This window comes from Amorphus sp. MBR-141 (assembly GCF_053628695.1).
On sequence record NZ_JBRJGW010000009.1, the window covers coordinates 99,669 to 114,259 of the forward strand.

12 protein-coding genes are annotated in these 14,591 nt (G+C 68.8%); 3 read left to right on the plus strand and 9 right to left on the minus strand.

What is annotated here, in order from left to right; all coding sequences use genetic code 11:
• The first annotated feature begins 2 nt into the window (after nucleotides 1-2).
• Genes ACSSVZ_RS13895 through ACSSVZ_RS13905 form a run of 3 tightly spaced genes read left to right on the plus strand, consistent with a single transcriptional unit; the run spans nucleotide 3 to nucleotide 3,722 of the window.
• Nucleotides 3-1,766 carry a branched-chain amino acid ABC transporter ATP-binding protein/permease gene (locus ACSSVZ_RS13895; RefSeq protein ID WP_453970910.1) on the plus strand — a complete coding sequence of 588 codons (1,764 nt, stop codon included), beginning with the start codon at nucleotides 3-5 and terminating at the stop codon, nucleotides 1,764-1,766.
• On the plus strand, nucleotides 1,763-2,476 hold the full coding sequence (locus ACSSVZ_RS13900) for an ABC transporter ATP-binding protein (protein ID WP_453970911.1): 714 nt from the start codon (nucleotides 1,763-1,765) through the stop codon (nucleotides 2,474-2,476). Before ACSSVZ_RS13895 ends, ACSSVZ_RS13900 begins: the two co-directional genes overlap by 4 nt.
• A gap of 43 nt (nucleotides 2,477-2,519) precedes the next feature.
• Complete coding sequence (locus ACSSVZ_RS13905; RefSeq protein ID WP_453970913.1) at nucleotides 2,520-3,722, plus strand: thiolase family protein; 1,203 nt, start codon at nucleotides 2,520-2,522, stop codon at nucleotides 3,720-3,722.
• A 33-nt stretch (nucleotides 3,723-3,755) separates the two neighbouring features.
• On the opposite strand, the gene ACSSVZ_RS13910 is transcribed toward ACSSVZ_RS13905, so the two are convergent.
• The 9 genes from ACSSVZ_RS13910 to ACSSVZ_RS13950 all read right to left on the minus strand — a co-directional run bounded on the left by ACSSVZ_RS13910 (nucleotide 3,756) and on the right by ACSSVZ_RS13950 (nucleotide 14,495).
• Nucleotides 3,756-4,739 (minus strand): helix-turn-helix transcriptional regulator, encoded by a 984-nt coding sequence (locus ACSSVZ_RS13910; RefSeq protein WP_453970915.1) that lies wholly within the window; start codon nucleotides 4,737-4,739, stop codon nucleotides 3,756-3,758.
• 111 nt (nucleotides 4,740-4,850) lie between these two features.
• Entirely contained in the window at nucleotides 4,851-5,336 is a 486-nt protein-coding gene (locus ACSSVZ_RS13915) for an acyl-CoA thioesterase (protein ID WP_453970917.1), read from the minus strand.
• Nucleotides 5,323-6,546 (minus strand): benzoyl-CoA 2,3-epoxidase subunit BoxA, encoded by a 1,224-nt coding sequence (gene boxA / locus ACSSVZ_RS13920; RefSeq protein WP_453970919.1) that lies wholly within the window; start codon nucleotides 6,544-6,546, stop codon nucleotides 5,323-5,325. Before boxA ends, ACSSVZ_RS13915 begins: the two co-directional genes overlap by 14 nt.
• A 90-nt stretch (nucleotides 6,547-6,636) precedes the next feature.
• Nucleotides 6,637-8,088, minus strand: coding sequence for a benzoyl-CoA 2,3-epoxidase subunit BoxB (gene boxB, locus ACSSVZ_RS13925; RefSeq protein WP_453970921.1), 1,452 nt, complete (start codon nucleotides 8,086-8,088; stop codon nucleotides 6,637-6,639).
• A 130-nt stretch (nucleotides 8,089-8,218) separates the two neighbouring features.
• Nucleotides 8,219-9,880 (minus strand): 2,3-epoxybenzoyl-CoA dihydrolase, encoded by a 1,662-nt coding sequence (boxC, locus tag ACSSVZ_RS13930; RefSeq protein ID WP_453970923.1) that lies wholly within the window; start codon nucleotides 9,878-9,880, stop codon nucleotides 8,219-8,221.
• Nucleotides 9,881-10,019: 139 nt separating this feature from the next.
• Nucleotides 10,020-10,553, minus strand: a complete 534-nt coding sequence (locus ACSSVZ_RS13935) for a DUF309 domain-containing protein (protein WP_453970925.1) — start codon at nucleotides 10,551-10,553, stop codon at nucleotides 10,020-10,022.
• Between the two features lie 14 nt (nucleotides 10,554-10,567).
• Entirely contained in the window at nucleotides 10,568-12,136 is a 1,569-nt protein-coding gene (locus ACSSVZ_RS13940) for a 3,4-dehydroadipyl-CoA semialdehyde dehydrogenase (RefSeq protein WP_453970927.1), read from the minus strand.
• On the minus strand, nucleotides 12,133-12,951 hold the full coding sequence (locus ACSSVZ_RS13945; RefSeq protein WP_453970928.1) for an alpha/beta fold hydrolase: 819 nt from the start codon (nucleotides 12,949-12,951) through the stop codon (nucleotides 12,133-12,135). Before ACSSVZ_RS13945 ends, ACSSVZ_RS13940 begins: the two co-directional genes overlap by 4 nt.
• A gap of 2 nt (nucleotides 12,952-12,953) precedes the next feature.
• Nucleotides 12,954-14,495: a benzoate-CoA ligase family protein gene (locus ACSSVZ_RS13950; RefSeq protein WP_453971072.1), complete on the minus strand. Its 1,542-nt coding sequence runs from the start codon at nucleotides 14,493-14,495 to the stop codon at nucleotides 12,954-12,956.
• Nucleotides 14,496-14,591: the final 96 nt, after the last annotated feature.

The window sequence follows — 14,591 nt, forward strand, 5'->3', positions numbered from 1 at the left end:
CCATGTCGCGCAAATGGATCGGCTTTGCCGTCTTCGCCGTCGTGATGCTGTCGATACCGCTGGTGCCGGGCGTGCCCGACTACTGGGTGACGCTGCTCGACTTCGTCGGCGTGGCGAGCCTGGTGTCGCTCGGCCTCGTGCTTCTGACCGGCGTCGGCGGCATGACCTCCTTCGGCCAGGCCGCGTTCGTCGGCTTCGGCGCCTACGCCACGGCGCTGCTCACCACGAGCTACGGCTGGTCGCCCTGGATGGCGCTGTTCGCCTCGGTCGCGGTGACGGCGTTCGCCGCGCTGATCATCGGCCTGGTCACCGTCCGGCTGTCGGGCCACTTCCTGCCGCTGGGCACCATCGCCTGGGGCATCAGCTTCTACTACCTGTTCGGCAACCTGAAGATCATCGGCGCCTATGACGGCATCCAGGGCGTTCCGCCGCTGAACTTCTTCGGCACCGAGCTGCTCTCCGGCCGCGCCTTCTATCCGGTGGTCTGGGTGATCGTGCTGGCGGCGATCGGCCTGACGCTCAACCTCCTCGATTCCCGCGTCGGGCGCGCCATCCGCGCGCTGCGGAGCGGTGCTGCCGCCGCGGAATCCGTCGGCATCAACATCTGGACGGCGAAGCTTGCCGTGTTCGTCTACGCCGCCGTGCTGGCTGGCGTCGCGGGATGGCTCTACGCCCATTTCCAGCGCGCCGTGACGCCCGGCGCGTTCGGGCTCAACGTCGGCATCGAGTATCTGCTGATGGCGGTCGTCGGCGGGGCCGGCTACGTCTACGGTGCGGTGCTGGGCGCCGGCATCGTGACGATCCTGAAGGACCTGCTGCAGGACTGGCTGCCGCTCATCTTCGGCCAGGGCGGCAACTACGAGGGCATCGTCTTCGGCATCCTGCTGGTGGCCCTGCTGCAGGGCGCGCGCACCGGTTTCTGGCCGCTGATCGCCGGCCTGTTCCCGAAGGGCAGTCCCCGCGAGATCGCCGACGCCCCGCCCCTCCCCCGCGACGAGAGCCAAAGGGAGGACCCGCTCCTGGAGGTACGCGACGCGCGCAAGACCTTCGGCGGACTGGTCGCCGTCAACGACGTGTCGTTCGGGGTCAGGCCTGGCGAGATCGTCGGCCTGATCGGCCCGAACGGCGCCGGCAAGAGCACCACCTTCAACCTGGTCACCGGAGTGACGAAGCTGACCGCCGGCGAGATCGTGTTCCGCTCGAAGACCATCACCGGGCTGGCGCCGGCGCGCATCGCCAAGCGCCGCATCGCCCGCACCTTCCAGCACGTGAAGCTGTCGCAGACGATGACCGTCCTCGACAATGTCGCGATCGGCACGCACCTGCGCACGCGCTCCGGCTTCTTCACCGGCATGCTCGCCCTCGACCGATCGGAAGAACGGCGCATCTTCGCCGAGGCAGCGCGGCAGCTGAAACGCGTCGGCCTGGCCGACCGGATGCACATCGAGGCCGGCGCCCTGTCGCTGGGCGAACAGCGGCTGGCCGAGATCGCCCGCGCCCTCTGCCTCGATCCGGTACTGCTGCTGCTCGACGAACCGGCCGCCGGCCTGCGCCACAGCGAGAAGCAGGCGCTGGCGAAGCTGATCGAGGACCTGCGCGACGACGGCATGAGCGTGCTGCTGGTCGAGCACGACATGGACTTCGTGATGCGGCTCACCAACCACATCGTCGTCCTCGACTTCGGATCGAAGATCGCCGAGGGACCGCCGGCCGAGGTGCGCAAGAACCCGGCCGTCATCGAAGCCTATCTGGGAGCGGACCTGTGAGCGCGCTTCTCGACGTCACCGACCTTCGCGTCGCCTATGGCCAGGTGGAGGCCGTCCAGGGGGTCTCCCTGTCGCTCGAACCCGGCACGATCGCCACGGTGATCGGCGCCAACGGCGCCGGCAAGACGACGCTGCTCGCCGCCATCATGGGGCTGCTGCCGTCGAGCGGGCGCGTCGCCTTCGACGGCGCCGACCTCGCCTACGTGCCGGCCGAGGACAGGGTCGGACTCGGCATCACCCTGGTGCCCGAACAGCGCGACCTGTTCTCCACCATGACCGTCGGCGAGAATCTCGAGCTTGGCGCATTCCGGCGCGGTCGCGCCGAGATCCCGACCCGGCTGGAGGAGGTGTTCACCCTGTTCCCGCGCCTGAAGGAACGCCGCCGCCAAGAGGCCGGCACCCTGTCCGGCGGCGAACGGCAGATGCTGGCCATGGGCCGCGCGTTGATGGCCCACCCGCGGCTGCTGATGCTCGACGAGCCGAGCCTCGGGCTGGCGCCCCTGATCGTGCGCGATATCCTGCAGACCGTCAGCCGGCTGCGCGACACCGGCGTGTCGATCCTGCTCGTCGAGCAGAACGCCCGCGCCGCTCTTGCGGTGGCCGACACCGCCTATGTGATGGAGCTCGGCACCATCACGCTGTCCGGCCCGGCCCGCGAGATCGCCGCCAATCCGAAAGTCTCCGAAATCTATCTCGGCGGCGCCGGCTGACGCCGCGCGTGCCTGCTCCCCTGGACCACTCCGAGAGGACCCCATGAAGGCCTACATCCCCTATGGCGGCACCTTCGCGACGCCGTTCGCCCGCTGGGGCGGCGAGCTGGCCCATCTGCATGCGATCGAGTTCGCCGCCCACGTGACGAAGGCGGCGCTCGCCGAGCGGGACATCAGCCCCGAGGTGTTCGATTACGCCGCCTACGGGCTGACCGTGCCGCAGAAGTCGAGCTTCTACGGCGTGCCCTGGTTCGCCGGCATGATCGGCGCCGAGGCGCTGACCGGCCCGACCATCAACCAGGCGTGCGCGACGGGAGCGCGGCTGTTCGGAGCCGCCGCCGGCGAGATCGCCATTGGCGCGGCCTCCACGTGTCTGATCGTCTCCGGCGACCGCTGCTCCAACGGCGCGCACCTCTACTATCCCGCGCCCCATGCGCCGGGCGGCACGGGCGACAGCGAGAACTGGGTGCTGGACAGCTTCTCCAACGACCCGTGGGCGAAGTGCGCCATGGTCACCACCGCGGAGAACGTCGCGGCGCGCGACGGCATCACCACGGAGGTGCAGCACGAGGTGGTGCTGCACCGGCTCGCCCAGTACGACGACGCGCTGGCCGATGGTGCGGCGTTCCTGAAGCGGTTCATGACGCTGCCGTTCGAGGTGCCGGACGCGCGCTTCCGCAAGGTGCAGGCGACGATGACCGGCGACAGCGGCATCGTCCGCTCCACCGCCGAGGGGTTGGCGAAGCTGAAGCCGGTCGTCCCCGGCGGCACCGTCACCTACGGCGGGCAGACCCATCCGGCCGACGGCGTCGCCGGCGCCATCGTCGTCGCCGATCCGGGCCGCGCGGCCGAGCTGTCGCGCGATCCATCGATCGAGATCGAACTCGTCTCCTTCGGGCTGGCGCGGGTGGAGAAGGCGCACATGCCGGCCGCCCCCATCCCCGCCTCGAAACTGGCGCTGGAGCGGGCCGGCCGCACCATCGACGACATGACGGCCATCAAGTCGCACAACCCGTTCGCGGTGAACGACATCGCCTTCGCGCGCGCCTTCGGCATCGACTGGCGGGCGATGAACAACTACGGCTCGTCGCTGATCTGGGGGCACCCCCAGGGCCCGACCGGGGTGCGCGCCATCATCGAACTGATCGAGGAACTGGTGATCAAGGGCGGCGGCTACGGCCTGTTCCAGGGCTGCGCGGCCGGCGACAGCTCCACCGCCGTGGTCATCCGCGTCGGCGACCGGTAAAGCATTCCCGGCCCAACTGGGGACCCGAGCGCCTCAGTCCGCCTCGACCCGGTCCCACAGGGAGACGTAGCGGGTGCCGTCGCCGCCGCCGCCATCGAGCAGGCCGTGGGTCTTGATGGTCTCCAGCACGTCGGCGAGGCTTTCCTCGATGGTCTTGCCGGAGGTATCCACCACCGCCTCGGCGCGCGCATAGAGCGCCTCGCGGCTGGTGAGGATGCTGCGCAGTTCGTCCATCGCCGCCGGACTGCCGGCCATCGGCCGCTCGTCGCCCTGGGCGCGCACGCGGGTCATGTGCTCCTCGGGCTGGGCCTTCAGCCAGATCGTGTGGAAGTGGCGCAGCAGGTAGGTGAAGGTGTCGGGCTCCGACACGATGCCGCCGGCCACCGCCAGCACGATGGCGTCGTGGGTGGCAGCGACGCGCTCGACCGACTGCTGTTCGAGGCGGCGGTAGCCCTCCTGGCCGTAGAGCGCGATCACGTCGTTGACCGGCATGCCGCTCGCCTGCTCGATCTCCTCGTTGAGTTCCAGGAACGGCATGCCGACGGCGCCCGCGGTGAGCCGGCCGATCGTCGACTTGCCAGCGCCGCGCAGGCCGATCAGCGCGATGCGCGAGGCGCGGCGCAGATCGGGGTGTTCGGGGTCGAGGACTTCCAGCACCCGGCGGCGCTGCTCGCGCGTCGCGGTGCGGTAGAGCGCCGCCATCGCCGGGATGTCGGAGACGAACGGATCGTCCTCGCCGACCAGCCACTCGATGCGGAAGTCGAGCGCCTCGGCGATGCGGCGCAAGAGTGCGATGGAGATGTTGCCGGAGCCGCTCTCCAGCTGGGCGAGGTAGCGCTGGGACACGTCGGAGGCTTCCGAGAGTGCCTTGCGCGACATGCCACGCCGCGCGCGGCCGCTGCGCACGCGCTCGCCGACCATTTCCAGGAACGCGGTGTTGTCGTCGAGCGCGGCGCTTTCCGCACTCGAGACCCGGCCGCTGAAGGTGACGATTTCGCTAGCGCTGGATGAGCTCATCTTGGCGACGATTATGCATTATATTTCATATCGCCTCAAGCAGCGTCGCAGCGCCACACACCGATTTTTGCAGGTAGCACGCGGCTTTACAAGGCTGCGCGGGCGGGCGCATCAATCTGCGCCGGAAGCCGCTCCTTCGGGCAGGTGCGCCTCGATCACCGCACGGATTTCGGCAATCGGCGGGGTTCTGGAAAAGCCCGCGGTGGTGACGAACACGCAGACGAATTCGCCGGTGAAGCAGCGCATGCCGTCCTGGGAGCCCACCACCTCGAAGCGGATGGAGGTTTCGCCGAGCCGGAGCGGGCGGACCACGCATTCCAGCACGTGGCGCGGCGTCACCGGGGCGAGGAAGTCGAGCGACATGTGGACGAACGGCGTGGAGTAGCCGCGATCGGCGTTGAGGCGGAACCAGTCGTAGCCGACGACCGCCGCCCACCATGCATCGATCGCCTCCAGCGCGAAGTTGGGGATGCGCCCGGTGTAGGCGATGAAGGCCGGGTCGCAGTCGGCCCAGCGCACGGTGATCGGATGCACGAACCCGGACCCGGCATCGCCGGCCGGCGCGTCCGCCGACGGCCGCACGTCAGTAGGTCTCAACGTGGTAGCGACCTTCTTCGCGCATCTGGGTGCGCAGGGACGGCCAGTCGAACGCCCCTTCCCTGGCGATCTCGCCCAGCGCCGCGTCGACGCCCTCCTCCATGCCCTTCAGGCCGCACACATAGATGTGGGTGCGGTCGGACTTCAGGAGCTGGAGGACGCGGGCGTGCTCGGTGCGCAGCCGGTCCTGGACGTATTCCTTCGGGCCCTCGGGCGAGCGCGAAAAGCACAGCTCCTTCTGCAGCACCCGGTCGGGCACCTTCTTGAGGGGGCCGAAATAGGGCAGCGCATCGGCGGTGCGGGCGCCGAAGAACAGCACCATGCGGCCGTCGGCATCCGGCGAGGTGCGCTGGCGGCGCATGGTGAACGCGCGGAACGGGGCCGAGCCCGTGCCGGTGCAGATCATAATCACGTTCGCCTGCGGGTCGTTGGGCATCAGGAAGGTGGCGCCGAACGGGCCGGTGATCTGGACCTTGTCGCCCTTCTTCAGATCGCAGACGTAGTTGGAGCAGACGCCATGCTCCTCGCGCTTGACGGTAAGCGAGAGGTTGTTGGTCTGGGGACGTTCGCCGTCGCGCGGGCTGGAGACGGAATAGAGGCGCGGCAGATAGGGCTTGCCGTCGGCGTCGGTGCCCGGCGGCAGGATGCCGATCGACTGGCCCTCCAGCACCGGGAACGACACGTCGCCGAAGTCGAGGATGATGTGGCGGACGTCGCTGTCGGCGGTCTCGCTGGTCAGGCGGAAGTTGCCCTGCACGGTCGCCGTGGTCGGATGGCCGAGATTGAACAGGTTGACGCTGGGCTTGGAGGCCGACGCCGGCGGCTTGGACTTGCCGCCCGCTCCCGCGTGCGCCTCGTTGAGAAGGCGCTCCATCTCGTCGTCGAGGGCCTCGACCGCCGTCGAGCCGGTGTCGCCGGCCTCAAGCTCCTGCTGCTCGGGCAGCTCGTCCCAGGAGAACTGGTCGTCGAGGCTGTAGGGCTCGAGCACCACCCGCCAGTTGTCGATCGCGCCGGTCGGGCACGGCGAGATGCACGCCATGCAGTAGTCGCAGATCGAGGCGTCGACCACGACGTTGTTGTCGTCGTGGGTGATCGCGTCGATCGGGCAGCACTCCTCGCAGGTGTAGCAGCGGATGCACGTCTCCGGATCGATGACGTGCTGCTTCAGCGGCTTCTGCAGCGAGGCGGTGTCGGCGAGGGGCTTGTTCATGGGTCTCTCGGCCTCCAGGTCAGTCTCCGGCGCGAACGGCGGCGGGGGGAAACGCTCCCCCCACCCTAACCGTACGCATCCGGACGGCGATCAGGCCATGTGCAGCTGGACGTACTCGAAGTCGCCCGGCTTGTTGTCGATGCCGACGCGGGGCGGGGCGATCCAGCCGGCATACTTGCCCGGCTCGGTGACCGGCACCATCAGCGACTTGATGAAGTCGCCGTCGGCGGTGGTCGGCAGCCACTCGTCGCGCCGGCGATCCCACTCCTCGCGGGAGATGGTCTCGCCCTCGGGCGTGATCGGCTGGCCGGCGAACACGCCGATCTGCCGGTGGAAGCCCTGGTGCGGCAGCGTCATCTGGAAGTTGACGCCGGTCTTCGAGATCATCGTGTTCCAGCGGCCGACGCCACCCGAGGCGTCCTTCACGTAGTCGTCGCGCAGGCGCATGTTGATGGCCGACAGCGCCGGCACGTCGACGGTGAAGACCTTGCCGTCCTCGAAGCGCACCACCGGATAGGTGTCGTCGTGCAGGCGGTGGTCGTCCTCGAGCTTGACCTCGTGGTAGCGCCCCTTGATGCCGGCGTTGAAGGCGTTGGCGGCGTTGGTGGACTCCTCGGCGCCGAACAGGTCCAGCGACAGGGTGTAGTGGAGGTTCAGCTTCTTCTGGATGGTCGGCAGGTCGATCACGCCGAGATTGCGCACCGCCTGGATGTCGTAGGGATCCTCGATGCCGGCCTCGCGCATCGCCTCGCAGGTGCGCTGGATGGTGCGGCCGACGCCGGTCTCGCCCACGAACATGTGGTGGGCTTCCTCGGTCAGCATGAAGCGGCAGGTGCGCGACAGCGGGTCGAAGCCGGACTGCGCCAGGCTTTCCAGCTGCATCTTGCCGTCACGGTCGGTGAAGTAGGTGAACATGAAGAAGGAGAGCCAGTCCGGCGTCGCCTCGTTGAAGGCGCCCAGCATCCGCGGGCTCTCTTCGGACCCCGACTGACGGCGCAGCAGGTCGTCGGCTTCCTCGCGGCCGTCGGCGCCGAAATACTTGTGCAGCAGGTAGACCATCGCCCACAGGTGACGGCCTTCCTCGACGTTGACCTGGAACAGGTTGCGCATGTCGTAGAGCGACGGGGCGGTCATGCCGAGATAGCGCTGCTGCTCCACGGAAGCCGGCTCGGTGTCGCCCTGGATGACGATCAGGCGCTTGAGCATGTTGCGGTATTCGCCCGGCACTTCCTGCCAGGCCGGCTGGCCGGCGTGCTCGCCGCACGGGATGGTGCGGTCCTCGACCTCGGGCGCCAGCAGGATGCCCCAGCGATACTCGGGCATCTTCACGTAGTCGAACTTCGCCCAGCCCTTCGGGTCGACGCTGATCGCCGTGCGCAGATAGACCAGCGATTCCTGGAAGTTCTGCGGGATCAGGTCGTTCCACCAGTTGATGTAGCCCGGGTGCCAGCGCTCCAGCGCCTTCAGCACGCGCTTGTCGGAGGACAGGCCGACGTTGTTCGGGATCTGGGTGTCGTAGGCGACGTTGATGAGATCGAGCATGTTTCTCTCCCTGAGATGGTCTTGCCGGCGCGGGCCGCGGGGACGATCGGTTGCCCCGCCGGATCGCGCGCCGGCCAACGTTTCACGAACACCGTGACTTGATCCCGCCGGCGGCGCCAGCACGGAGACCCTAGACGCGGCGCAGGTCGTAATCTCCGCGCACGCCGCTGCCGTAGCGGCGGAGCGCGCCGTCTTCGCCAACCGCGTTGGGGCGCTGGAAGATCCAGTTCTGCCAGGCGGTGAGGCGGCCGAAGATGCGGGTTTCCATGGTTTCCGGACCGGGGAAGCGGAGGTTCGCCTCCATGCCGGTCAGCGCGTCCGGGGAGAAGCTCGCCCGCTCCTCCAGGAAGATGCGGACCTCGTCTTCCCAGTCGATGTCGTCGAAGGCGAAGGTCACCAGGCCGAGCTCGTTGGCGTCGAACGCCTCGAGCGTCTCGCCGACCCGTTCCTTGGCCCCATCGACCCGCTCGGGCGCGCCGAGGAAGCGCGTCTGCAGACGGGTGAGATCGTTGGCCATCGGGAACGGCCCGAAGTTCGCCTCGGTGAGCGTGATGGACGCGACGTGGCGGTTGTCGCCTTCGAAATCGCCCTCGGCCATGTACGACCGGTCGACCGCGAACAGCAGCTCGGCCAGCACGCCGGTGAAGCAGGAGCCCGGCTCGACCAGCGCGACCAGCGAGCGCGAGGTCATGTCGACGCGCTTCAGGATGCGCTTCCAGTAGAGCAGGATCTCGTTGGCGAACCAGTCGGACCGGTTGTCGAGAAGGAAGGCCTCGTGGGCTGCCACCTTTTCCGGGTCGCCCTGGCTGCGGAACACCAGCACCCCGAGTTCCAGCTCGTTGAGGCGGATGTGCAGGATCGCGTCGTCGAGCTCGCGGGCGGCGCGCAGCATCCAGGTCGCCGCGCCCTCGTCATGGAGCTGCTCGACGCTGGCGGGGGCCGCATCGGTCGGCCCATTTATGGTGAGGTAGGCGACCCGCTTCTCGCGGTCGACTTCCAGCTCGACGGTCGAATAGGTGACACCGCCGTCGTCGTTGAAGGTCCGGCTGATCGGCGTCAGCTCGACGCCCTTGGCGTCGGAGGGACGCGACGACTTCGCGGCGTATTCCGACACGCGGGTCGCGATGGTCTCGTCGTACTTGGAGTTCGGCACGGAGTCGTCGACGAGGCGCCAGTCGAGCGCCTTCTTGCCGCGCACGCCCTCTTCCATCGCGCAGAAAACGTCCGCGAGATCGCGACGGACCTTTCGCTTGTCGGTGACGCGGGTGAGCCCGCCGGTGCCCGGCAGCACCGCCAGAAGCGGAACCTCGGGCAGCGCGACATTGGAGTTGCCGTCGTCGGCCAGGATGATGTGGTCGCAGGCGAGCGCCAGCTCATAGCCGCCACCGGCGCAGGCGCCCTTGATGGCGCAGATGTAGTACTGGCCGGATTCCGCGCCCGCCGCCTCGAAGGTGTTGCGGGTCTCGTTGGTGAACTTGCAGAAGTTCACCTTATGGGCATGGGCGGCGCTGGCGAGCATGCGGATGTTGGCACCGGCGCAGAAGACGCGGTCCTTGCCGGACTGCATCACCACGACCTTCACCTCGGGATGCTCGAAGCGCAGCCGCTGGACGGCGTCGGCCAGCTCGATGTCGACGCCGAGATCGTAGGAGTTGAGCTTCAGCTCGTAGCCGTCGAAGAGGCCGCCGGACGGATCGACGTCCATCGTGAGATGGGCGACCTCGCCTTCGCAGGACACCCGCCAGTGGCGGTACTTGGACGGGTCGGTCTGGAAATCGATGCGCTTGGTCACGCAGGCCTCCCTGAGGATTGGTTGTTAGCAATATAGTGCACGATCGGAATCAGTTCAATTCTAAAGCGCGGTGAAATCGGGCGAAAATTCGCATCAAATCGCCAGAGATCCCGCGGGAACGCATGCAGATCTCCGAGATTTATGCATTATAGTGCATATTTTCGCCGCGATAGTCGATCATCTGGTCATAGGGCGGCCGGCCATCCAGGGCCTCTGCGCCCGGCACCGAGGCGAGCCGCGACAGAAAGCCTGCCGTCGCGGCCCTCGCCGCCGCGAGATCGAGGCCCATACGGCTCGCGTCACCGCCGATGGCGGCTTCATCGAGACAGTTGGCGGCGATGACCACCAGCCGGACGGCGGCGCGGTGCCGGTCCATCCGAAGCTTCAGGCAGGCATTCGCCACCTGGATGAGCCCCTGCACCATGGCGCGCTCGGCGCTGTTGGGTCGCGCGCCGATCCAGACCGGCTCCCACACCTCGTGGGTCTCCCAGAAATAGCCGTGGCGGTAGAGGCGGAAGCCGGAAAGCCATGCCTCGTGCTGGAACCAGAGGTCGGGGTCGGTGGCCTCCGGGGCCGCCCCCGAAATCGCGAACACCGGACCGGTCTCGGGCCGCGGCGTGCGGCCCGGCACGTAGGGTTCGTCCGGCAGCGGCCAGGCCTCGACGTCGGGCATGGCCGCCGCCCGACTCACAGCGCCGCCTCGACAGCACCACCCGAGAGCGCATCCAGCAGCGACGGCGAGCCCTGGACGGCCGTGCGCTGCATGTGCATGCGCAGGCCGCGCAGCCCACCCAGCTCCTCGCCTCCACCGGCCCGGCCGGGACCGCCGTGGACGCACATGGGCATGACGATCGCATGGCCGGTGTGATCGCGACCGACCTCCTCGTCGACGACCATCACGCGGCCGTGGAACGGCGCCACGCCGAGCACCGCGGCGCGCTTGGCGTCGGCATCGTTGGAGAACAGGCTGAGGGCGAGCGACCCGCCGCCCCGCGCCGCGAGCGCGATGGCATCATCGACACTGGCGTACGGCATGACCGTTGCGCACGGCCCGAACACCTCGATCTCGTGTACGGCCTGCCCGGACGCCGGATCGGCGCAGGAGAGCAGCGTCGGCGCGAGGAAGGCGCCCGCCTGCGGATCGGCACCGACGACCTCCTTCGGGATCCCGCCGCCGCACACCACCGTCGCTTCCCGGGTCAGGCGCGCGATGCCTTCGAGCGCGGTCTTGCGCTGATCGAGATCGACCAGCGGTCCGACCCGCACCGCCTCATCGGCCGGGTCGCCGACGGCGAAGCCGGAGACCTTGGCGGAGACGGCCTCGGCGAACGCATCGGCGTGTTCCGCCGGCACCAGCACCCGGCGGATGTTGGTGCAGAGCTGGCCGGCCTTCACGCTGAGGGCGGAGACCACCTCGCGGACGGCCAGATCGAACACCGCGCTGCCCGGCGCCGCGTCCGGGCCGAGGATCGTGGCGTTGATGCTGTCGGCCTCGATGTTGACGCGCGGCGCCGCCGCCAGCACGGCCGGATCGCCGCGCAGCATGGCGCCGGTGTCGGCCGACCCGGTGAAGGCCAGCGAATCCATGGCCGTCAGCGCCCGGACGAGATCCTTGCCGCCGCCGCAGACGAGCGACAGGGCGCCGTCCGGCAGCACCTTCGCCGCAATCACGTCGGCGACCATCTGGTGCGAGAGCCAGGCCGTCGCCGACGCCGGCTTGGCGACGCTCGGGACACCCGCCAGCAGCGCGACCGCCACCTTCTCCCACATACCCCAGGACGGGAAATTGTAGGCATTGATCTGCAGGGCCGCGCCAGGCCGAGTGGTCCAGATGTGGCGGGCCGCGAAGTTGCCGTCCTTGGACAGACTGTCCTGGCCGGGCTCGACCAGCGTCTTCGCATCGCCCAGCGACCGGGCAAGACGGGCGTAGTACTTCAGCGTGCCGATGCCGCCGTCGATGTCGATGGCCGCGTCGCGGACGGTGTTGCCGGAGTTCTTCCGGGCGATTTCTCCATAGGCCTCGCGGTTGGCGGTCAAAACGTCTGCGACCGCCTTCAGGAGGGCGCCGCGCTCGGCGAACGACAGGGCCGCCAGCGCCGGACCGCCGGTGTCGCGGGCAAATGCCAGCGCCGCCGTGCCGTCGATGCCGGTCGCATCGACCCGGCCCAGCTCTTCGCCGGTGGTCGGATCGATGAAGGGCCGACCCTCGCCGGTGCCCGCGACCCAGCCGCCGGCGACGTAACTTTCGAGTTTCATGCGACCTCCACGCGCGCGGCCTCGATGCGATCGAGCCGCACAATGTATTCGGTGATTTCGGCGAGCGTCTGCTCAGGCTTTTCCAGGAAGGGCGCATGGCCGGCGCCCTCCACGATCACCCGGTCGAGGGGCGAGTAGAGCCCCTCTTCCAGCGCATCGATCTGGGCGAGCGTGCCGTACTGGTCGTCGGCGCCCTGGATGGCGAGCACGGGGACGCGGATGTAGTCGATCGTGTAGGCGATGTTCCAGGCGCGGAACGCCGGATCGAGCCAGGCGTCGTTCCAGCCGCGGAAGGCGCCGTCGACGTCGGCGTGGTACCGGGCGAGCCGGGCGCGCAGGTCGCCGCCGTCGAAGACCTCCTTCGCCTTGGCGATGGAGGCGAGGCCTTCCGGCTCGGTGAAGAAGTGCGGCGCGATCAGGATCAGGCCGCGGATGCGGTGGTCCTGGACGTTGCCCGGATAGAGCGCGGCGATCGAGGCACCGTCGGAATGTCCGAGGAGCACGCCCGAGCGGAAGCCGATGGCCTCCAGCACCTTCGGCAGCACCTCGACGGCCTCGCGGGTCATGTAGTCCAGCGGGCGCGGCAGCGGGACCGGATCGGACTGGCCGTAGCCCTGGCGCGAATAGACGAAGACGCCGTGGCCGGTCGCCGCGGCGAGCCTTTCGGGAAAGTCGCGCCAGAGCGCGACGCAGCCGAGCCCCTCGTGCAGCAGCACGATGGTGGGGCGCTCGGCGGGCGACGGTCCGAAGCAACGGCCCTCGAGGCCGACACCCTCGATGTCGAGCCGGACGGGTTCTCCAACGGTCCAGATCATCCTCACCCTCCCACAGGCTGACGCAGCTTGAAGCGCTGGATCTTGCCGGTCGCGGTCTTCGGCAGTTCGTCGACGAAGTCGATCCAGCGCGGATACTTCCACTTGCCGACGCGCTCCTTGACGTGCTCGCGCAGCACCGTCGCCATCGCCTCGTCTGCCGCGCCGGACTTCAGCACCACGAAGGCGCGCGGCTTCTCCAGGCCGGTCTCGTCGTCGGCCGGCACGACCGCCGCCTCCAGCACGTCCGGATGGGAGACCAGCGCCTGCTCGATCTCGAACGGCGACACCCAGATGCCGCTCACCTTGAACATGTCGTCGGTGCGGCCGCAGTAGACGAGACGGCCGTCGGCGCGCAGCTCGTACTTGTCGCCGGTGCGGGTCCAGTAGCCCTCGAAGGTGGAGCGCGTCTTGTCGCGCTGGTTCCAGTAGCCTTCGGCCGCCGACGGACCGTGGACGAGCAGTTCGCCGATGCCGCCGACCTCGACGTCGTGGCCGCTCTCGTCGACCAGGCGGAGCTGGTAGCCGGGCACCGCGCGGCCCGAGGTGCCGTAGCAGATGTCGCCCTCGGCGTTGGACAGGAAGATGTGCAGCATCTCGGTGGAGCCGACACCGTCCAGGATGTCGACGCCGGTGCGCGCCTTCCAGCGGCTGCCGACTTCCTCCGGCAGTGCCTCGCCGGCCGAAACGCAGATGCGCAGCTTCTCGCAGCCGGCCGGCCGTTCGGCCGACATCGACGCCAGCATCGCGGCGTAAAGGGTCGGCACGCCGCAGAACACGGTCGGGCGAACCCCTTCGAGCACCCCGAAGACGCTGTCGGGCGTGGGACGGCCCGCCAGCAGCGCGGCGGTCGCGCCGACCGACATCGGGAAGGTCATGCCGTTCCCGAGCCCGTAGGCGAAGAACAGCTTCGCCGCCGAATAGACCGTATCGGTCTCGGCGATCTTCAGGACCTGGGCGGCGTAGGTGTCGGCGGTGGCCTTCAGGCTGGAGTGGACGTGGCGGACCCCCTTGGGCAGCCCCGTCGATCCCGACGAATAGAGCCAGAACGCGCATTCGTCCGGCGAGGCGTCGACGATCGGGCCCGGCTCGCTCGCCGCCAGCTCGGCGGCGAAGTCGAGGTGGGGGCCGGCGTCGCCGCCGATCACGAACACCGACGACAGATCGGGGGCCTGGTCGAGGATCGGCGCGACGGTGTCCACAAGCTCGGCGGAGACGAACAGCGCCTTGGCACGGGCATCGCGCAGGATCGCCAGGAACAGGTCCGCCGAGAGCAGCGTGTTGACCGGAACCGGGATGACGCCGGCCTTCAGGCTGCCCCAGAAGATGACCGGGAACTCGACCGTATCGAGCACGATCATCACCGCGCGGTCCTCGCGCCGGAGGCCATGGCGGTGGTAGAGGCCGACCATCCGGTCGGTCGCATCGGCCAGGCCGGAATAGGTGATGGTCCGGCCCTTGCCGCCGCTTTCCACGAAGGCGGCCTTGTCGCCGATGCCTCCGGCGACGTGACGGTCCACGAAATAGGGCGCGGCGTTGCCGCTCATTGCCTGCACGGACGTATCCTCCACGGCGGTCTCGTCGTCTTATCGATCTTGTTGGTTCGGGCCCGCTCGGCGCGGTCCGGCCGGGCCCCGCAGACG